The sequence below is a fragment of the Citrobacter sp. B72 genome (assembly GCF_016894305.1).
In the GTDB taxonomy this organism is placed as follows: Bacteria; Pseudomonadota; Gammaproteobacteria; order Enterobacterales; family Enterobacteriaceae; genus Citrobacter; species Citrobacter portucalensis.
In genome coordinates, this window is record NZ_CP069801.1 from 3,922,265 (window position 1) to 3,943,096 (window position 20,832).

Genomic DNA, 20,832 nt, shown 5'->3' on the forward strand with positions numbered 1-20,832 from the left:
ATGTTTTAACGGATAACGTACCGGATGGCTACCTTAATTCCGTAGGCTTGATAAGCGCAGCGCCGTCAGGCAAGGCAAACTAAAACCATATAGCGCAAAAAATGAAAAACCCGCCGAAGCGGGTTTTGAGGCAGGCATTAGTTACCGCCAAACATCTCTTTAATCCAACCGGCTACGCCATCGCCGTCCTTCTTCTCCTGCTGCGGCGGTTGCTGCTGTTGAGGCTGCTGTTGCTGCGGCTGCTGAGAAGATTGATCGAACGGATTACCCGACTGCTGCAACATCTCACCTTGTTGACACAGTGAATCCGGATCGGTGGTCCATACCGGAAGCGTGCGCATACCCCCGCTACAAACGAAGTTACCGTCGTAGTCTACGCCCATATCCACCACATCCTCCGGTGGCGTCAGCACCAGCGGTGTTGGCGTCTGGTTGGCCAGATAACGCTGATAAATCGACATCGCGCCGCTGGCACCGTACAGCTTGGTTGGCTGGTTGTTATCGCGGCCCACCCAGGTGATGGTCACCTGGCTGCCGTCGATCCCGGCAAACCAGGTATCCACGTTGTTGTTGGTGGTCCCGGTTTTCCCTGCCAGATGCAGACCCGGATACTTCGCGCCAAGCTGGCGACCCGTACCACGCTGAACCACCTGCTGCATAGTCCACAGCGTCATATACGCCGCCTGCGCCGGAACAGCACGCTCGGCCTGTGGGAAGCTCTGGTACAGCACGGTACCATCTTCGGCAATCACCGAACGCAGCGCCGACAGCGGCGCGCGGTTCCCACCGCTGGCGATAGTCTGGAACGCCTGCGCCACTTCGATTGGCGTCAGGTTTAACGCACCCAGCAGCATGGCCGGAACCGGGTTAAGCTGATCTTTCGGCGCACCCAGCTTCAACCAGGTATCGGTTACAGCAGGCAGGCCCAGCGCCATCCCCAGATTTACCGTTGGCACGTTCATTGAACGCGTTAACGCATCCACCAGCATTACTTTGCCGCTTTCGCTATAGCGACGGTCATCGTTCTGCGGTGACCACACCTGGCCGTTCGGCTGACGCAGCGCAATCGGCGCATCGGCAATCCAGGTATTCAGGCGGTACAACTTCGGCTGGCTGAGCGCGGTCAGATAGGTTGCAGGCTTGGCCAGAGAACCAATCGAACGACGCGCCTGCATCGCACGGTTATAGCCCGCAAACTGCGGTTCTGCTCCGCCGACCATGGCGCGAACTTCACCACTAAAGCGGTCAACGACCACAATCGCGGTTTCCAGATCGCTCAGCTTACGCTGTTTCTTCAATACCGGAATGCCTTCCACCGCCGCTTTTTCTGCGGCGTCCTGCGCCACGGAATCAAAGGTGGTGAAAATCTTCACGCCGGAGAGATCTTTAACTTTATCGCCCAGCTTCGCCTGGAGCTCCTGACGCACCATCTGCATAAAGGCAGGCTGCGGGGAGATCACCCCACCACGCGGCTGTACGCCTAGCGGACGCGCGCTCAGCATGTCATACAGATCCTGGTCGATAATCTGCTGCTGCTGCAGAAGACGCAGAACCAGGTTACGACGCTCCAGCGCCAGCTTCGGGTTACGCCACGGGTTGTAGATCGACGCCCCTTTAACCATCCCCACCAGCAGCGCCTGCTGGTCGAGGCTCAGCTCTTCTACCGGACGACCGAAATAATAGAGGCTCGCCAGCGGGAAGCCGCGAATCTCGTTATCACCGCTTTGGCCGAGATAGACTTCGTTCATGTACAGCTCAAGAATGCGGTCTTTGCTGTAACGCGCATCCATGATCAGCGCCATATAGGCTTCGTTGGCCTTACGCCAGTAGGAACGTTCGCTGGACAGGAACAGGTTTTTCACCAGCTGCTGAGTCAGCGTACTGGCCCCCTGTACCGTACGACCCGCCGTCAGGTTCGCCAGCACCGCACGACCAATGGAATAGAGGCTGATACCGTCATGTTCATAGAAGTGACGGTCTTCGGTCGCCAGCAGCGTATCCACCAGCAGATCCGGGAAGCCGCTACGCGGAACAAACAGGCGCTGCTCACCGTTAGGTGAAGAGAGCATGGTGATCAGACGCGGATCAAGACGGAAAAAACCGAACTGGCGGTTGTTATCCATATTCTCAATGGTGTCCAGATGATCGCCGTCAAAGGTCAGACGCGCACGCACCTGCCCTTCTTTGCTGTCCGGGAAGTCAAACGGACGACGAATCATCTCAATGCTCTTCGCCTGCACGGTAAATTCGCCCGGACGCGTCATCTTCGTCACCTGACGGTACTGCGTGGCCTCCAGCAGCTTCACCATCTCGTTCTTGCCGATAGGCATTTCTGGCTCAAGGTTAACCATACGGCCATAAACTGCCGCAGGAAGCTGCCAGACTTTGCCATCAATACGGCTACGAATTTTTTGGTCCAGATAAACGCCGTAAATGGCGATCAGCACCAAAAAGACAATCGACAGTTTTACCAGCAGCCAGAACCAGCCGCGCTTACCACGAGGCTTACGCCCTTTGCCTTTACCCTTACGCGGCATCGGTTCTTCATCCTCATAGTCATCATCATCATAATCGTCGTCATACTCTTCATCTCTGAGTTGACGACGGCTCACCTTTTGTTTCACCGGACGCGAGGGTTTCCCTTTACGTCCAATTGGCTCGCGGTCATTCCCCGCCATGCTTTTTCTCCGCAACATTCAGGCGCAAGGGCCCGATTCTCTGTTCTTCCGTCCTGCGACAGAAGAAGAAATCTCTCAATTATTACCGCTCTTTCGCCGGATGCGGCATAACGCCTTATCCGGCCTACAGTTACATTACGAATACTTTTTGGTACGCCGCGTTGGCGCGGTATTCGCCGGATCGTCCGGCCAGACATGTTTGGGATAACGCCCTTTCATCTCTTTTTGCACCTCACGGTACGATCCCTGCCAGAACGCGCTCAGATCGCTGGTCACCTGTAGCGGTCTTTGGGCCGGAGACAGCAACTCCAGCACCAACGGCACGCGCCCCTGGGCAATGGTTGGAGTCTTTGCTTCACCAAACATTTCCTGCATCCGAACCGCCAATACTGGAGGATTATCCTCATGATAGCGAATGGCAATCCGGCTTCCCGTCGGCACAGTGTAATGCGCAGGCAGCTCACTATCCAGACGTTGCAACATTGACCAGTCCAGTAAACCGCGCAACGCCTGTCCCACATTGAGTGCTTTTAATGCGCGTAACGAGTGCACACCGCTCATGTGCGGCAGCAGCCAGGTCTCCAGCGACGCCAGCAGAGAATCCTCATCTACCGCGGGCCAGTCATACTCTGGCAACCAGTTTGCCGCACATTGCAGACGCAGTCGAAACTGCTCGGCTTCCGACGTCCAGTTGAGCACACTTAGCCCTTTATCGCGAATGCCATTCAACATCGCCTGATGCAACTCCTCTTCCGAGGGTTTGGCTAATGGCTGTACTTTTACCGTGAGCTGACCAATGCGCGACCGACGCAATGCCTTTAACGTTCCCTGAGTCTCATCCCATTCGATGGTGTCGGACTGTTGCAGCAGCTCAGGACATGCCTGCATCAGCGCCTCAATATCCAGCGGCAGAGCCAGCAAAATACGCGCGTCTGGCGCAGCGCTACCCTGCAACAAAAGTGGCGCTATCAGCCATTCATGGCGTCCTGAAGCGTCATCAGCATCCAGCATTGCGCCCATGCCATTCGCCAGTTGATAGCGCCCTTCCTGCCCGCGTCGACGCGCGATCCGATCGGTAAACGCCCGCGCCAGCAATGAGGGGAGCAACGTGCTGTCGGGCTGTCCGCTGCTAACGTTAAGCCGTTTCAGCAACTGTTGACTGCGCTGCTGCCAGGCGGGCTGATTTCGTGAAAACGCCACGGTCAGATCGGTACTTCCGCCGCGCGGCGGCTCTTCCAGAATCGCAGCCAGTTTTACCGCCGTAGCCGCTTCGGTATTATTTTTGGCACCGACCAGCATCGCCGCTAAACGAGGATCGTTACCCAATGCAGCCATTTTCTGTCCGCGAGCACTGAGCCTGTCGCCCTCAAGCGCGCCCAGCATCTGCAACAGCCGTTTTGCCGCCAGCAGATTGATGGCGGGCGGCGTATCCAGCCAGTTCAGTTGTTCAGGTTCGGTACATCCCCATTGCAGCAACTCCATCAATAGCCCGGACAGATCGCTCTGCAATATCTCCGCTTCCCCCTGCGCTGCCGCTCTTTCTGCCTGCTCTTTGGCAAGCAGATGCACGCAAATACCGGGCTCCAGACGACCCGCACGTCCCGCGCGCTGAGTCATCGAAGCCTGGCTGATGCGCTGGGTAATCAGTCGCGTCAGACCGGTACGCACGTCATAGCGCGCCACGCGTTCCTGGGCGCAGTCCACCACCAGTCGGATGCCTTCGATCGTTAAGCTGGTTTCAGCAATATTGGTGGCCAGCACCACTTTGCGTTTGCCTTGCGGCGCGGGCACAATCGCCTGACGCTGCTCGGAAAGCGTTAACGCGCCGTACAGTGGACACAGCACAACATCGCTGCCTACACGCGTAGCCAGCTGCTCCTGTACACGCAGGATTTCGCCCACACCCGGTAAAAACAGCAGCAGTGACCCACCTTCATGGCGCAATAGCTCCGCCGTCGCTATCGCTACCGCTTCATCAAAACGCAAATGCGCCGCCAACGGCTGATACCGCCGCTCAACGGGAAATGCGCGGCCTTCAGAAACGATCGTCGGCGCATCGGGCAACATCTGCTGCAAACGCCCGTTATCCAGAGTGGCGGACATAATCAACAGTTTCAGATCGTCCCGCAGCCCTTGCTGCACATCCAGCAATAGCGCCAGCGCCAGATCAGCCTGTAAACTCCGTTCGTGAAATTCGTCGAGGATCACCAGCCCGACGCCTGTCAGTTCAGGATCGCGTTGGATCATCCGCGTCAGGACGCCCTCTGTTACCACTTCCAGCCGGGTCTGCGGCCCTACGCAACTTTGCGCGCGCATGCGATAACCCACGGTTTCACCCGGCTTTTCGTTCAGCAATTCCGCTAATCGCTGCGCCACATTACGCGCTGCCAGGCGGCGCGGCTCCAGCAAAATAATCCGCCCCGTGATACCGCGATGCTCAAGAAGTCGCAACGGCAGCCAGGTCGATTTCCCGGCACCGGTCGGCGCCGTCAGCAGAACCTGCGGCGAGGCATCAAGGGCGGTAAGCAGTTCAGGCACTACGGCGGCAACGGGCAACGACGTCACAAATGGCTCCAGAGGGTTAACATTCTTCGCGCTGCATTGTAGCATCGCGTTAATTCATAACCGAGTATCCATCATGTCTGAGCCAAAAAGGCTGTTCTTTGCGATTGGATTGCCAGCCGGGGTTCGGGAGCAGCTAATCCACTGGCGGGCCGCGCAGTTCCCCCCTGAAGCGGGTCGCCCCGTCGCGGCTGATAATCTGCATCTGACGCTGGCCTTTTTAGGCGACGTCAGCGCTGAGAAGCAACAGGCGCTGTCGCAGCTCGCGGGGCGTATTCGCCAGCCGGGTTTTACGCTCAAACTCGATGATGCCGGGCAATGGTTGCGATCCCGGGTTGTGTGGCTGGGAATGCGTCAGCCGCCGCGCGGGTTGCTGCAACTGGCGAATATGCTGCGGGCACAGGCCGCACGCAGCGGTTGCTACCAAAGCCCGCAGCCGTTTCATCCACATATCACGCTGCTGCGCGATGCCGGCCACGCGGTGCCAATCCCGCCACCGGGCTTTGGCTGGTCGTTTCCAGTCACGGAATTTGCGCTTTATTCCTCCTCATTTGCGCGAGGACGCACGCGTTACACGCAGTTGCAACGCTGGACGCTGACTGAATAATCAAAGGGACTGTTTATGCAATTTTCTCCACCTTTACAACCAGCAACGCTCATCCAGCGCTATAAGCGCTTTTTAGCGGATGTGATCACACCAGATGGCACAGAGTTAACGTTACACTGCCCAAATACCGGTGCGATGACCGGATGCGCAATGCCAGGTGACACCGTTTGGTATTCGACATCAGAAAATACTAAACGCAAATATCCACATACCTGGGAATTAACGCAAACTCAATCCGGTGAATTTATTTGTGTTAACACGCTGTGGGCCAACAGATTAACGAAAGAGGCGATTCAGCAGGCGTTAATTTCAGAAGTTTCAGGCTACAGCACTTTGAAAAGTGAAGTAAAATACGGCGCCGAAGGGAGCCGCATCGACTTTTTGTTACAGGCAGATTCCCGACCTGACTGCTATATTGAAGTGAAATCAGTCACGTTGGCGGAAAAAGAGCAGGGTTATTTTCCCGATGCCATCACTGAACGAGGTCAGAAGCATCTTCGGGAATTGATGAGCGTAGCGGCTGAAGGCAAGCGGGCAGTGATATTTTTCGCCGTGCTACATTCATCCATTACACGGTTTTCACCCGCGCGCCATATCGATGCAAAATATGCGCAATTATTAGTTGAAGCACAGCTTAAGGGGGTTGAAATTCTGGTTTATAAAGCGGAACTTTCTGCCCACGGTATGACTCTTAAAGAGCCGTTGCCCATTACCTTGTAATGGTGTAAATATCTGGTCAATTAGTATTCTGGGCGCGTGGGCAAATACGCTTTTCCTCACAGGGTTGTCAAGTGTTACGTTTAGATAATTGCTATCCGGAAAAGCATCTGCTATTTATAGCGACCTGATTTTTCCCCCGAACATGGGGATCGATAGTGCGTGTTAAGGAGAAGCAACATGCAAGAAGGGCAAAACCGTAAAACATCGTCCCTGAGTATTCTCGCCATCGCTGGGGTGGAGCCGTACCAGGAGAAACCGGGCGAAGAGTATATGAACGAAGCCCAGCTGTCGCACTTCAGGCGTATTCTTGAGGCATGGCGCAATCAACTTAGGGATGAAGTCGATCGCACCGTAACTCATATGCAAGACGAAGCGGCTAACTTCCCTGATCCGGTGGACCGCGCCGCACAGGAAGAAGAATTCAGCCTTGAGCTGCGTAACCGTGACCGTGAGCGCAAACTGATCAAAAAGATCGAGAAGACGCTGAAGAAAGTAGAAGACGAAGATTTCGGCTACTGCGAATCATGCGGCGTAGAAATTGGTATTCGCCGTCTGGAAGCACGTCCTACAGCCGATCTGTGCATCGACTGTAAAACGCTGGCTGAAATCCGCGAAAAACAAATGGCAGGTTAATTCCGGTCATTTTTACCACTTTTACTACAGGCGGGAGCTTCTCCCGCCTTATTATTTGTTAGTCCGCAAAATGAGCGATTCACACTATATAGGCCGCTTCGCCCCTTCCCCTTCTGGCGAACTGCATTTCGGTTCACTAATTGCCGCCCTCGGGAGTTACCTGCAGGCCCGCTCACAGCGCGGAATCTGGCGAGTGCGCATTGAAGATATTGACCCCCCTCGTGAAGTTCCCGGTGCTGCAGATACGATTCTGCGTCAGCTGGAACATTACGGACTGCACTGGGATGGCGATATTTTATGGCAATCCCAACGTCATGATGCCTACCGCGAGGCGCTCGCCTGGTTACATCAACAGGATCTGAGCTATTACTGCACCTGTACGCGGGCGCGTATTCAAAGCGTCGGCGGTATTTATGACGGCCACTGCCGTGAGTTACGCCTCGGACCAGAGCAGGCGGCTGTCCGCATAAAGCAACGCCATCCGGTGATGCAGTTTACTGACCAACTGCGCGGTGAGATTCAGGCTGACCCGCAGCTTGCGAGGGAAGATTTTATTATCCACCGACGCGACGGGCTGTTTGCCTATAACCTCGCTGTGGTGGTTGATGACCACTTTCAGGGCGTAACGGAGATTGTACGCGGCGCCGATCTTATCGAACCCACGGTGCGGCAAATCTCTTTGTATCAGCAGTTTGGCTGGCAAGCGCCTGACTATATTCATCTTCCGCTGGCGCTCAACGAACAAGGCGCTAAACTTTCAAAACAAAATCATGCACCTGCGCTGCCGCAAGGCGATCCGCGTCCGGTGATTATTGCCGCGCTGCGCTTTCTCGGCCAGCGTGCCGATATCCCGTGGCAGGATATGCAGGTTGATCAGATCCTGGAGTTTGCCGTTGAGAATTGGCGTCTGACAGCGGTGCCTGATTCGGCGATCTTAAATCCGGCATTCTCAAATGCATCATGCTGAGCTATGATTAGCCGCTATTTTTACACAGCAACACTTGTTCTGATTGAAGTTTGACACTACCGAGGTGCACTATTTTTACCCGAGTCGCTAATTTTTGCCGCAAGGTGCTAAGCCGCGAGGAGCGCGAGGCTGAGCTCGCCGTCGCCCGTCCACATATGACGGTAATTCCGCGTGAGCAGCACTCTATCTCCCGCAAAGATATCAGTGAAAATGCCCTGAAGGTAATGTACAGGCTCAATAAGGCCGGATACGAGGCATGGCTGGTTGGCGGTGGTGTACGCGATCTTTTGCTGGGCAAAAAACCGAAAGATTTTGATGTCACCACTAACGCAACGCCGGATCAGGTGCGCAAACTGTTTCGTAACTGTCGCTTGGTCGGTCGCCGTTTCCGTCTGGCCCATGTCATGTTCGGCCCAGAAATTATCGAAGTGGCGACTTTCCGCGGTCATCATGAAGGCAGCGAATCCGATCGCACAACATCGCAGCGTGGGCAAAACGGTATGCTGCTGCGTGACAACATCTTCGGCTCCATCGAAGAAGATGCCCAGCGTCGCGACTTCACGATCAACAGCCTGTATTACAGCGTGGCCGATTTCACCGTACGTGATTACGTCGGGGGAATGCAGGATCTCGAAGAGGGCATCATTCGCCTGATCGGTAATCCGGAAACGCGCTACCGCGAAGATCCTGTACGTATGCTGCGCGCCGTGCGCTTTGCCGCCAAGCTCGACATGCGTATCAGCCCGGAAACCGCGGAGCCTATCCCGCGTCTGGCTACCTTGCTTAACGATATTCCTCCTGCACGCCTGTTTGAAGAAGCGCTCAAGCTGTTACAGGCGGGCTATGGGTACGAAACCTATAAAAAACTGCGTGAGTACAGCCTGTTCCAACCGCTGTTCCCAACCATTACGCGCTACTTCACCGAAGACGGTGATAGCCCGATGGAACGCATCATTGCCCAGGTACTGAAGAATACCGATAACCGCATTCACAATGATATGCGCGTTAACCCGGCGTTCTTGTTTGCTGCCATGTTCTGGTATCCGTTACTGGAAGCCGCACAGAAAATTGCGCAAGAAAGCGGTCTGGCCTATTACGACGCTTTCGCGCTGGCAATGAACGACGTGCTGGACGAAGCCTGCCGCTCGCTGGCGATCCCGAAACGTCTGACCTCACTGACCCGCGATATCTGGCAGTTGCAGTTACGTATGTCCCGTCGCCAGGGCAAACGCGCCTGGAAGCTGATGGAGCATCCAAAGTTCCGCGCAGCTTACGACCTGTTAGCGCTGCGTGCTGAAGTCGAACACAACGCGGAATTGCAGCGACTGGCGAAATGGTGGGGTGAATTCCAGGTTTCAGCGCCGCCGGAACAAAAAGGCATGCTGAACGAGCTGGATGAAGAGCCAGACGTACGCCGTCGCCATCGTCGCCCGCGTAAACGCGCGCCACGCCGCGAAGGTTCCGCGTGACCAATCGCGTATACCCAATGGATTTCGGGTTGCATCAAGGCGGCGACACAGCGAACTCCCGGGAGCGTACATCAGTACGTGACTGGGATGAGCGAGGAAAGCCAACACAGATGCAGCCTGAAAGACGACGGGTATATATCGCTATTGGCAGCAACCTCGCCTCCCCGCTGGAACAGGTGAATGCTGCCATACAGGCGATCGGTGAAATTCCCGACAGCCGCATTATGGCCGTCTCTTCATTTTACCGCACACCGCCATTAGGCCCACAGGATCAGCCCGATTACCTGAACGCCGCCGTGGCGCTGGAAACCACCCTCGCCCCCGAAGCGTTGCTGGACCATACCCAGCGTATTGAACTGCAACAGGGCCGCGTGCGCAAAGCTGAACGCTGGGGGCCGCGAACGCTGGACCTCGACATTATGCTGTTTGGCGATGAAGTGATTAACACCGAACGTCTGACCGTGCCGCACTACGACATGAAAAACCGGGGCTTTATGCTGTGGCCGTTAGTTGAAATCGCGCCAGAACTGCTCTTCCCTGGCAATACTCCGCTCCGTACTTATCTCGCCCAGAATTACCCTCAACGTCCTGCTCTCTGGTAATAGCACTGATTTCCGGAACACTGCGTGAAGAGGCGCGGCACGATTGATGCCCGTATAACCATTCAACGTTAACCACGCAATCACAACATGGTCATAACCATTTGATATAACATTCAATATTATATTTTTCGACAATCATACAAAGCGTTAATATTTTAAATCACCAATTAACATTGCCCTTGTTATTTTTTTTACAACAATATTGTATTTTTTCTAATCAATAAAAAAACATCAATCACAGTGATATAAAAGATAAACCATATCCAAGCATTCTTTTTTTCTCTACATAAAAACTGTCACAGAATCAATACGTCTAATACAAACATCAACAAGATAAATGCTATAAATGCAAATATCTCCATCCTCTCAACAATCTACGCTTAAAAATCTTACAGAAACAATAATCAGTTGAAAAAATCAACCTCTAATAAATATGAAATTCAAATATCATTTGCGTTAAAAATAATAACATCAAAACAAATAGATTTTATGAATTTTACATTTCATGCTGATGTTTGCTTTAATCCACTCGCAATAATTTATTCACCAGTTATTTTTAAAGACATTAAGTTCTAATAAGGACATTACGAAATGAATAAGACGCTACTCGCTATAGCATTCTCTACAGCGCTGCTCTCCTCTTCCGCTTTTGCCCTCGATGGTGGTCAGGTAGACTTTGCCGGTCTGGTCAGCGACAACACCTGTACGCCGCACGTGAATGGCGGCAGCCAGGACGGTCAGGTTCAGTTAAACACGGCTGTCACGGCGGATGTTGCGAGCGACAAGGGCGTACAGGGCAGTGAGCCTGGCGTACAACCTGAACCGTTCTACATCACCGTAGATTGCGGCTCCAGCAACACCAACTCGAAAGCGCAGCTGAGCATGGCTTCAACGTTCTTCAGCAACAGCCTCGGTACGCTGAACAACGATGACTCTATCTCCAACCCGGCTACCGGCGTTAACCTGGCCATCCATGCGATCGATGCTTCCGGATCTGCACTGGCCTATACCCAGGTCAAAGTAAACGACGCTGCCGATATTCACGATGCAACTTTTGATGCTGACGGCGTCGCCAAATTCAACTTTGTCGTCTCATATGTAAGGCAGTCCAGCGCCGTTCCGGTGACAGCAGGCTATGTGAAGTCTAATACGGCCTATACTTTAACCTATAATTAATTGTTAATATTCATGGGGTTATCGAAAGCAACAAGATAACTCCATCATTTACCCCTGAAAACCAAATACAGCCGATGATGTTAAATTGCTATTGAGCAGAATATTTTAAAATTTAATTAAACATGCTTTTATTTTTTTTCATCATACATGATGAATGTTAAATAAAAACAAATACACCAAATATATACATAATAACAATAAACCAAAAGAAAACAATAAACCAAAAATATAAAGCACGGTTATTTTTATCGCAAACATAATATAAGCAGAATAAATATCATGGTATTTTTAGAGGGTCGATCATGGCAGAACAAAAGCGAAACCAATACATAAACAAAATATTCATTCCGTGAATACCATAATGAGAAACATCCTTGCTCGGTATTTTTCTATTTCCAGCGCGAGTTTTATAATCTCGGCGGTCTGAAATGACATTTATTTTTAATAAGGATATTTCAACATGAAATTAAAGTTAATTGCTTTATCACTGGTGCTGTCTGCCGCCTCTACAACATCTGCATTCGCCCTTGATGGCGGCCAGGTAGACTTTGCCGGTCTGGTCAGCGATAACACCTGCACGCCGCACGTGAACGGCGGTAGCCAGGACGGCCAGGTTCAGTTGAACACGGCTGTCACGGCGAATGTTGCAAGCGACCCAGGTGTACAGGGCAGTGAGCCTGGCGTACAACCTGAACCGTTCTACATTACCGTAGACTGCGGTTCCAGCAACACCAACACAAAAGCGCAGCTAAGCATGGCTTCAACGTTCTTCAGCAACAGCCTCGGTACGCTGAACAACGATGACTCTATCTCCAACCCGGCTACCGGCGTTAACCTGGCCATCCACCAGGTCGATGATTCTGGCTCCGCGCTGGCCTATACCCAGGTCAAAGTAAACGACGCTGCCGATATTCACGATGCATCTTTTAATGCTGACGGTGTGGCGAAGTTCAACTTCGTCGTTTCTTACGTTAAGCAGTCTGATGCTGTCCCTGTAACCGCGGGCTACGTGAAATCCAACACAGCGTATACCGTAACCTACGAATAATCATTCGTATTTGGCAGGAGGGGCATCGTGTGCTTTATCACAATTTCCCTCCTTATATACCAACATGGAGGAATAACTATGACCAGGATGTGTCGCTCCCTTTCTTTTGCTATTACTGCACTATTGGCTGTCCAACCGGCATTTGCAGATATTGTCCTTTCCGGCACGCGTATTATTTATAAAGCCGCACAAAAGGACACCACCATTCGACTGGAAAATAAAGGCTCGACACCAGCGCTAGTACAAAGCTGGCTGGATGACGGCGATCCAAACGCTGATCCCAGTACCATCAATGTACCCTTTAACGCCACACCACCGGTTTCCCGTATCGAACCAGGACGGGGACAGACGGTAAAATTGACCTATACAAGCAACAGCACGTTACCTAATGATCGCGAAAGCATCTATTGGTTTAACGTGCTGGAAGTTCCCCCCAAAATGAAAGATGCAGAGGTAAAAGATAAAAATATCCTGCAATTGGCTTTCCGCACGCGTATCAAAATGTTTTACCGCCCGGACGGACTGGCAGGTATCGCATCAGAAGCCCCGCAGAAATTGCAGTGGCGCATCCAGCAAAAAGCAGGGAAACCCGTCATTCATGTGACTAACCCTACCGGCTATTTTGTCTCGTTTAATAAAATTGAAGCCGTTGTTGGCGGACGAAAATATGCTGTTTCCGCTTCAATGGTTGCCCCCAAAGGCGAATCCGATTTCACCATTTCTGGCTTAACCGGCACACCCACCAAAACCAGCATTAACTATATTGCGATCAGTGATTTTGGCGGCGCAATTAACGGCAAGGTGAATATTTAACGCTTACCTTTACTCTTTGGGATGCGCCAATGATACTGCTGTCGAAAAATTTCAGGGTTACTTTCCTGGCCCGCTTTATTGTCTGTACTCTATTACCCGGCAGCTTTTGCGCATGGGCTGAAAATGAAACGATGGAGTTTGACAGCTCGTTTTTAATGGGACCGGGATCAAGCCAGGTCGATCTTAGTCGTTATTCCGACGGTAATGCGATCTCCCCTGGCGTCTACGATGCCAGCGGCTACGTTAATAATGATCTGGTCACCACGCTGAAGGTCGAGTTCATCGATATCGCGCATAACGGTAAAACACAGGCATGCATTACGCCCAAGATGCTCAGCCAGTTACATATTCGTTTGCCTGACGATATACCCGAAAAAGCCGTACTGGTGAAACGTGAGGAAAGCATTAACAACTGCCTTGATCTCGCGCTCGCTATTCCCCAGTCAACCAACCACTTTGACGGCGGCGACCAGCGTCTGGATATCGGCGTACCACAAATGTGGGTGCAAAAAGGTTTCGCCAACTATGTTGATCCTTCGCTGTGGGATGACGGCATCCCTGCCGCCATGTTGTCGTACAACGTCAGTGCGTGGAAAAATGAGAACGACTACGGTACTGAAGACAGCGTCTATGCTGGCTTTAATGGCGGTGTAAACCTGGGCGCATGGCATTTCCGCGCACAAGGCAACTACTCAAGGCAAAAGGACGGCGGCAGCAATATTGACTATCAAAACCGCTATATGCAGCGAGATATCGCCGCGCTACGCTCCCAGTTGATCATTGGTGAATCCGGCACCAGCGGTGAGGCTTTCGACACCGTCAACCTACGCGGTATTCGCCTTTATAGCGAATCACAAATGCTGCCACCGCAGCTTGCCAGCTATGCGCCAACAATTCGTGGCGTGGCCAACAGTAACGCCAAAGTCACCATTACACAGAACGGCTACAAAATTTATGAGACCACGGTCCCACCAGGGCCTTTTGCGATTGATGACCTCTCGCCATCCGGGTATGGCGCCGATTTAGAGGTCACCATTACCGAAGCCGACGGCTCGAAGCATAGCTTTAGTCAGGCGTTTTCATCTCTGGTACAAATGATGCACCCTGGTGTTGGCAAATGGGATCTCAGCGTGGGCCAGGTCAACGACGATAGCTTACGTGATGAGCCGGGATTGGCACAGGGCACGTTCTATTACGGTTTTAACAACACATTCACCGGTTTTAGCGGTATTCAGGCCACAGACAACGGCTATCTTGCTGGGTTATTGGGGTTGGGGATGAACACCCTAATCGGTGCTGTCTCCTTTGACGTCACCCAATCACAGACTAACGTTCCTGACGATAAAACATACAGCGGTCAGAGCTACCGCGTGTCGTGGAATAAATTCTTCGCACCGACGGACACCTCATTGAACATCGCCGCCTACCGCTATTCGACGAAAGACTATTTGGGTCTGAGCGATGCGCTGAGCATTATTGATGATGCCAAACACAGCGACAGTGACACTGCCCACGGCATGAACAACTATTCGCGGATGAAAAACCAGTTCACCATCAGCCTGAATCAAAGTCTGAAAAACGGGGATATCAACTACGGTTCGCTCTATCTGAACGGCAGTTGGGCCGACTACTGGGTAACCAATGATTCCCGCAGCAGTTTCTCTGCAGGCTACAGCAATAGCCTGGGCTGGGCCAGCTACAGCATCAACGTGCAGCGCACCTATGACGAAGACAATCACCGCGATGACTCGGTCTACCTGAGCGTGACAATCCCACTGGATAAATTGCTGGGCACCGACCGGGACAGCGGCGGCTTCCGCACACTGAACAGCAGCGTCAGCAGCGATTTCGACGGTAGCAATCAATTCAACACCAGCGCCAGCGGATACAGCGCCGATAGCCGCTGGAACTACAGCATCAGTACCGCCTACGACATGGAAAAAGAGGACAAAGATCTCTCCACCATTAGTTCCTACGTAAGCTACGACTCCAACTACGGCAATATCACCGCGTCCGCATCGGCCAGCAATGACAGCTCGCGTCAGTATTCATTAAATACCGATGGCGCCTTTGTGCTGCACAGCGGCGGGCTGACCTTCAGCAACCAGAGCTTTAGCGACGGCGATACGCTAGTGCTTATTGATGCCCCTGGCGCGAAGGGCGCGCGTATTGATTACGGCAACAGCACAATCGACCGCTTCGGCTACGGTATCGGCAATTCATTAACGCCGTACCGAGAAAATATCGTCTCACTTGATATTAACGAACTGGATAACGATATCGAAATGAAAAGCACCAGCGCAACCGTGATCCCACGGCGCGGGGCCGTAGTAATGAGCCAGTTCGCAACCGATCAGGGGCGTTCCGCGATTATTAACCTGGTCCGCAGCGATGGTCAGCCGATTCCGTTCACCGCTGAGGTCTTCGACCAGAATAATAATATGCTCGGCACTGTTGGCCAGGGCAGCCAGGCGTTTGTCCGTGGTATCGATGACAGCGGCGAGCTGGAAGTGCGCTGGAGCTTACAGAACCAGGCACAGCGCTGCCGTTTGCATTATCAGGTTGCTTCAGGCAATGAAGACGCGCCAGGTAAGACCCTCGTCCTCAACGCCGTTCCTTGCAAGATGCAATAGATTACGAGGATAAAGGATGAGAAAACACCACGTAGTCAACGTACTGGCGCTCACTTACGCACTACTGGCGTCGCCAGGCTTTGCCAGTACTCAGGGACTGAGCCTTAACTTCACCGCAGTCATTGAAGAGACCACCTGTGTGATGAAAGTCACCAGCCTCAATAACTCGTCTCTCAGCGGCAGCGACACTCAGTATGCGCTCACCATCCCGAATATCGGGATTTCTGAGCTGCTTAACGTTACCGCCAATACAGAAGGTAGCTTCAGGCTCAAGCCACAAGAGTGTAATAACGACATAGCCTCAATCACGATGACCGTGAAAGGAACAACGCTTTCAAACAGCAACTACATGCTGCAAAACGCGCTGACCAGCGGAAATGCCGAAAACGTCGGTCTTGGCTTTAAGCCGGACGGAGAAGATGACACGGCCCGTCTGAAACTCGACGGCACGGAAAAAACGACCTGGAAACAAAGCCAGATCGCTGACGGTATGGATCTAAGCGCCTTTTTTCGTCGTGCCAGTACCTCATTAATCCCAACGGCTGGAGACTTTCAGGCCAAGGTCACCTTTACTTTTACCTATCAATAGCAGGGAGGCTATGTTGATGCGATATTTATTTCGGCTATGTGGCGCACTGTCGGTTCTCCTCCCCGCATTGCCGGGCTACGCGGGCACAAACTCGCTGGAGATGACGGTTTCCACCACGATTACACCATCAACCTGTCAGGCAGCGCTACACGACAACACCGGCAAAGTAAATGGTATTGTCGATATTGGCGATGTCTATATTCCACAAATCGTGAATAAAACCAACTCACAGGCTTTTTCACTGGTATTCAGCAACTGCGTGGGGCTGGCCAAAAAACAGGCTACCGTCACCCTAACGGCGAAAACCGGTTGCGATGGCGCTTCTGGCGGTGGCAACGGCTTTCGCAACGCGCTAAACGGTAGCGACGACGCTGCCAACGTGTCCGCGGAAATCTGGACGACGTCAACACCAGCCAGCAGCGGCAGCAAACAGCTAAGTTGCGCCAGCCCGGTACAGCAACTGGTCGATCTGGCCCAGGCCAGCGATGAAACCACGGTCGCCATACCGCTCAGCGCCCGCATCGTGCTGTCCTCTGGCAGCACCGTCGCGGATTTACACACTGGCGCCTTCTCTACCCAGGGCCTGTTCACTATTACCTATGAGTAAGACACGATGAGCAAACTATTGCGAAGCGCCATCACCATTGGCTTTTTGTTACTGGCCCCCATGCTCGAGGCCGACACCGATGTAGAAATTAGAGCCAATGTAGTTAATACCAGCTGTGAAGTCTCAGTCGACGATAACGGCCTGGTGGATTTAGGTACAAAAAGCTACGACTATTTTGCCAGCGGTGTAACTGCGGAAGATCCCTACCAGGGCGGCAGCACCTTTTATATCCACGTTAAAGACTGTATGCCGGTCAGCGGCAAAGATCCGTCGAAACTCACCATTCATTTTTCGCCACTATCCGGTAGCTTCGCCCCCGGCTCCGCACAGATTTTTGCCAACGACGCCAGCGACGGCGCGAAAAATGTTGGGGTGGTGATTTTTTCCGTCAACGATGCCAACAATATCTATAACGTAATGAACACCGACGGTACACCGCGTAGCCAATATGACGTCACCGCCGCCGACTACGCCGATAGCCGCTATTCGTTTTACGCCCGGATGCAGAAAGTACAGTCCGGCCAGGCCATCGTCAGCGGCGCGGTGAAGTCCAGCGTGCTGGTGTCAGTTTATTACGAATAAAAATTACAAGGAGATAGCAATGAGAGGGAACACACCTGCGGAATATCGTAAATTTAAAGGACGGCAGACGGTACTTTCCGTTGTTGTGTCTACTTTATTGGTCATATTGTTATCTTTTCCCGCAGCAGGTTATGCGCAGACAGATACCTTTGTGTTAGGCAACGGGGAACATAACTATGAGTATGGTGGCCCATCAAGCGATGGTACTAACCAGTTAATTTATCCGAGTGGGCGCACCGTCTATTTCAGCCGCACAAATGCGCTGGCACCCGCGAACGTCACCATCAACTGGAACGGTGCCCATGGCTCATCATCGGCAAATAACAGTCTTTATTGCTACGTTTCAGATCAAGGTCAGAGCACTACGGGTACCTTATCAGTGGAGTCCGGCCTCGTTTCTGCGGGTAGCTACGGCGGAGTCGATATTTTTAAAACAAACATTACCGGGCTCTATTTCTCGCTGGAGTTACGTAGCTTTAGTTCATATAGCCTCAAAGTCAGTGCCCCAAATTTGCAGATACAGAACGGTATTATGCACAACGTGATTTCAGTCAGCGATAATGGCGGCTGTAAGGGCCCGAACCAATCAGGACCAGGATATTACTATACCTGGGGTGGGCTGGGTTACTATGCCGCGGTAACATTTTACACCGATCAAACTTATACTCCGGGCAACTCAACGATCACGCTGCTCAAAAATGGCGATTATCATGTGCGCTTCTGGAACGAGAACGTAGGGGCCGGTATTAAAAGTTATTATCTGAATGCTACCTTTGATGTCAGCGCAGTAACCGTCGCAGAACCCACCTGCACCACACAACCGGTGGCCAGCGGCAGCAGCGTTAGCGGTACTACCGTCGATCTTGGCCACTACAGCCCGAACGACATTATTAACGGCGCCACGGCGGTGCCGTTTTCCATCAAGCTGGCGGGTTGTAGGGGCCTGCGCAATATCAACGTGACGCTCACCTCCACCACTGTCGCTAAAACCCCCACTCTGCTGGGTAATATACTGACCAGCAACAAAGCCACTGGCGTGGGTCTGGAGATCAGCGGCGCGGCCAATAGCTATAGCCAGCAGATGGTGATGATCCCCAACGATACCACTTCGATCTATAACGATCAGCGCGATACTTCCAGTGATGACAATATCTACGGTAGCAGTGAAAATGGTGTCGTCCAGTCGCAAACCCTCAATTTTTTGGCGACGCTCAAACGTGACGGCACCCAGCAAATCGGGTCAGGGAATTTCAAAGCGAACGGCATATTCACCATCGACTACCCCTAATGTCTGTTTAAGTGGTGGTCGATAAGTTTCCCACAAAGGGCTAACGCTTTTCTGATTCATTCCCCTACAATGCGGCCATTCTATTCATCAATATTATGGCCGGAGAGGTTATGAGCAAACCCACTACTATCGCTGTGCTGCAGAAATGCAAACAAGAGAAAAAGCGCTTCGCCACCATTACCGCGTACGATTACAGCTTCGCCAAATTATTCGCCGATGAAGGCATCAATGTGATGCTGGTCGGTGATTCGCTGGGCATGACGGTACAGGGACACGACTCCACCCTGCCCGTCACCGTTGAAGACATTGCTTACCACACCCGGGCTGTACGTCGCGGCGCGCCCAACTGTCTGCTGCTCTCCGACCTGCCGTTTATGGCTTACGCCACCCCGGAACAGGCGTTTGAAAACGCTGCTGTCGCCATGCGTGCGGGCGCAAATATGGTCAAAATTGAAGGCGGTGCCTGGTTGGTAGATACGGTGAAAATGCTCACCGAACGCGCCGTACCGGTTTGTGGTCATCTGGGATTAACGCCTCAGTCAGTGAATATCTTCGGCGGCTATAAAATTCAGGGCCGAGGCGATGCCGGACAGGTACTGCTGGATGACGCACTGGCCTTAGAAGCAGCGGGCGCTCAACTGCTGGTGCTGGAGTGCGTACCGGTTGAGCTGGCGAAGCGCGTCACTGAAGCGCTGACGATTCCGGTGATTGGAATTGGCGCCGGTAACGTCACCGACGGGCAAATCCTCGTCATGCATGATGCGTTTGGTATTACCGGTGGCCACATCCCGAAATTTGCGAAGAATTTCCTCAATGAAGCAGGCGACATGCGCGCCGCAGTGCGGCAGTATATGGCTGAAGTGGAGTCCGGCGTTTATCCGGGCGAAGAACACAGTTTCCATTAAGGAGTCTTGTCGTGTTAATCATTGAAACCCTACCGCTGCTGCGCCAGCATATTCGTCGTCTGCGTCAGGAAGGCAAACGCGTAGCACTGGTTCCCACCATGGGCAACCTGCACGACGGCCATATGAAACTGGTCGATGAAGCAAAAGCCCGGGCTGATGTGGTGGTAGTGAGCATTTTCGTTAACCCGATGCAGTTCGACCGCCCCGACGATCTGGTGCGTTATCCGCGTACGCTGCAGGAAGATTGCGAAAAGCTGAACAAACGCAAAGTTGATTATGTCTTTGCACCAGCCGTTGAGGAAATCTACCCGCAGGGTCTGGAAGGTCAGACTTTCGTTGATGTTCCCGGCCTCTCTACCATGCTGGAAGGTGCCAGTCGTCCAGGTCACTTCCGTGGCGTTGCCACCATCGTCAGCAAGTTGTTTAACCTGATCCAACCCGATATCGCCTGCTTTGGTGAAAAAGATTTCCAGCAACTGGCGCTGATCCGCAAAATGGTAGCGGACATGGGTTATGACATTGAAATCGTTGGCGTACCGATTATTCGTGCCAAAGACGGTCTGGCCCTCAGCTCACGTAACGGTTATCTGACGGCAGAACAGCGTAAAATCGCGCCGGGCCTGCACAACGTGATGAACGGTATTGCTGAAAAGCTGATTGCGGGTAATCGTGAGCTGCAAGAAATTATTGCCATTGCGGAACAAGAGCTGAATGAAAAAGGCTTTCGCGCCGACGATATTCAGATCCGCGATGCCGACACGCTGCAGGAGTTGACTGAAACCAGTAAACGCGCCGTAATTCTTGCTGCCGCCTGGCTGGGTCAGGCGCGTCTGATCGATAATCAAAGCGTTACATTAGCCCAGTAGACAGGGGTTAAAAATCGGGCAATACTGCCTGAAGATTTCTCAAAGCAGGCCAGTCACGCCTGCTTAGCCAAGGTAAACGACAGGGTA

Annotated in this window: 18 protein-coding genes; 16 read left to right on the top strand and 2 right to left on the bottom strand. The window is 52.6% G+C overall.

The window, feature by feature from the left end; all coding sequences use genetic code 11:
* Window positions 1-137 precede the first annotated feature (137 nt).
* Both mrcB and hrpB read right to left on the bottom strand, forming a co-directional pair.
* Complete coding sequence (gene mrcB / locus JQN59_RS18825; protein WP_048214900.1) at window positions 138-2,678, bottom strand: bifunctional glycosyl transferase/transpeptidase; 2,541 nt, start codon at window positions 2,676-2,678, stop codon at window positions 138-140.
* Window positions 2,679-2,813: 135 nt separating this feature from the next.
* A complete protein-coding gene (gene hrpB, locus JQN59_RS18830; protein ID WP_188110096.1) occupies window positions 2,814-5,243 on the bottom strand; it encodes an ATP-dependent helicase HrpB in 2,430 nt (809 codons plus the stop codon).
* 73 nt (window positions 5,244-5,316) lie between these two features.
* Here hrpB and thpR point away from each other — a divergent pair, with 73 nt between their 5' ends.
* The 16 genes from thpR to panC all read left to right on the top strand — a co-directional run bounded on the left by thpR (window position 5,317) and on the right by panC (window position 20,745).
* The gene (thpR, locus tag JQN59_RS18835) at window positions 5,317-5,847 is read left to right on the top strand and encodes an RNA 2',3'-cyclic phosphodiesterase (protein WP_149607630.1); all 531 of its coding nucleotides are present in this window, start codon (window positions 5,317-5,319) and stop codon (window positions 5,845-5,847) included.
* A gap of 15 nt (window positions 5,848-5,862) precedes the next feature.
* A complete protein-coding gene (gene sfsA / locus JQN59_RS18840) occupies window positions 5,863-6,567 on the top strand; it encodes a DNA/RNA nuclease SfsA (protein ID WP_149607629.1) in 705 nt (234 codons plus the stop codon).
* A 177-nt stretch (window positions 6,568-6,744) separates the two neighbouring features.
* Entirely contained in the window at window positions 6,745-7,200 is a 456-nt protein-coding gene (gene dksA, locus JQN59_RS18845) for an RNA polymerase-binding protein DksA (RefSeq protein ID WP_003829221.1), read from the top strand.
* A gap of 70 nt (window positions 7,201-7,270) precedes the next feature.
* Window positions 7,271-8,167: a tRNA glutamyl-Q(34) synthetase GluQRS gene (gene gluQRS / locus JQN59_RS18850; RefSeq protein ID WP_048214904.1), complete on the top strand. Its 897-nt coding sequence runs from the start codon at window positions 7,271-7,273 to the stop codon at window positions 8,165-8,167.
* 71 nt (window positions 8,168-8,238) lie between these two features.
* Entirely contained in the window at window positions 8,239-9,636 is a 1,398-nt protein-coding gene (gene pcnB, locus JQN59_RS18855) for a polynucleotide adenylyltransferase PcnB (protein ID WP_204528218.1), read from the top strand.
* A gap of 110 nt (window positions 9,637-9,746) precedes the next feature.
* On the top strand, window positions 9,747-10,238 hold the full coding sequence (gene folK, locus JQN59_RS18860; RefSeq protein ID WP_048214906.1) for a 2-amino-4-hydroxy-6-hydroxymethyldihydropteridine diphosphokinase: 492 nt from the start codon (window positions 9,747-9,749) through the stop codon (window positions 10,236-10,238).
* Between the two features lie 591 nt (window positions 10,239-10,829).
* Window positions 10,830-11,414, top strand: coding sequence for a fimbrial protein (locus JQN59_RS18865; RefSeq protein ID WP_128611355.1), 585 nt, complete (start codon window positions 10,830-10,832; stop codon window positions 11,412-11,414).
* A gap of 460 nt (window positions 11,415-11,874) precedes the next feature.
* Window positions 11,875-12,462 (top strand): fimbrial protein, encoded by a 588-nt coding sequence (locus JQN59_RS18870; RefSeq protein ID WP_076726052.1) that lies wholly within the window; start codon window positions 11,875-11,877, stop codon window positions 12,460-12,462.
* Between the two features lie 78 nt (window positions 12,463-12,540).
* Window positions 12,541-13,275 carry a fimbrial chaperone gene (locus JQN59_RS18875; RefSeq protein ID WP_048214909.1) on the top strand — a complete coding sequence of 245 codons (735 nt, stop codon included), beginning with the start codon at window positions 12,541-12,543 and terminating at the stop codon, window positions 13,273-13,275.
* Between the two features lie 29 nt (window positions 13,276-13,304).
* A complete protein-coding gene (locus JQN59_RS18880; RefSeq protein ID WP_080250723.1) occupies window positions 13,305-15,908 on the top strand; it encodes an outer membrane usher protein in 2,604 nt (867 codons plus the stop codon).
* A 16-nt stretch (window positions 15,909-15,924) separates the two neighbouring features.
* Window positions 15,925-16,497 carry a fimbrial protein gene (locus JQN59_RS18885; protein WP_048214911.1) on the top strand — a complete coding sequence of 191 codons (573 nt, stop codon included), beginning with the start codon at window positions 15,925-15,927 and terminating at the stop codon, window positions 16,495-16,497.
* Window positions 16,498-16,513: 16 nt separating this feature from the next.
* Window positions 16,514-17,104, top strand: a complete 591-nt coding sequence (locus tag JQN59_RS18890; RefSeq protein WP_048216356.1) for a fimbrial protein — start codon at window positions 16,514-16,516, stop codon at window positions 17,102-17,104.
* 6 nt (window positions 17,105-17,110) lie between these two features.
* Window positions 17,111-17,686 carry a fimbrial-like protein gene (locus tag JQN59_RS18895; protein ID WP_079945043.1) on the top strand — a complete coding sequence of 192 codons (576 nt, stop codon included), beginning with the start codon at window positions 17,111-17,113 and terminating at the stop codon, window positions 17,684-17,686.
* Window positions 17,687-17,705: 19 nt separating this feature from the next.
* Window positions 17,706-18,974, top strand: coding sequence for a fimbrial protein (locus tag JQN59_RS18900; protein ID WP_149607628.1), 1,269 nt, complete (start codon window positions 17,706-17,708; stop codon window positions 18,972-18,974).
* A gap of 110 nt (window positions 18,975-19,084) precedes the next feature.
* Complete coding sequence (gene panB, locus JQN59_RS18905) at window positions 19,085-19,879, top strand: 3-methyl-2-oxobutanoate hydroxymethyltransferase (protein ID WP_048214913.1); 795 nt, start codon at window positions 19,085-19,087, stop codon at window positions 19,877-19,879.
* Window positions 19,880-19,890: 11 nt separating this feature from the next.
* The gene (gene panC, locus JQN59_RS18910) at window positions 19,891-20,745 is read left to right on the top strand and encodes a pantoate--beta-alanine ligase (protein ID WP_076726040.1); all 855 of its coding nucleotides are present in this window, start codon (window positions 19,891-19,893) and stop codon (window positions 20,743-20,745) included.
* Window positions 20,746-20,832: the final 87 nt, after the last annotated feature.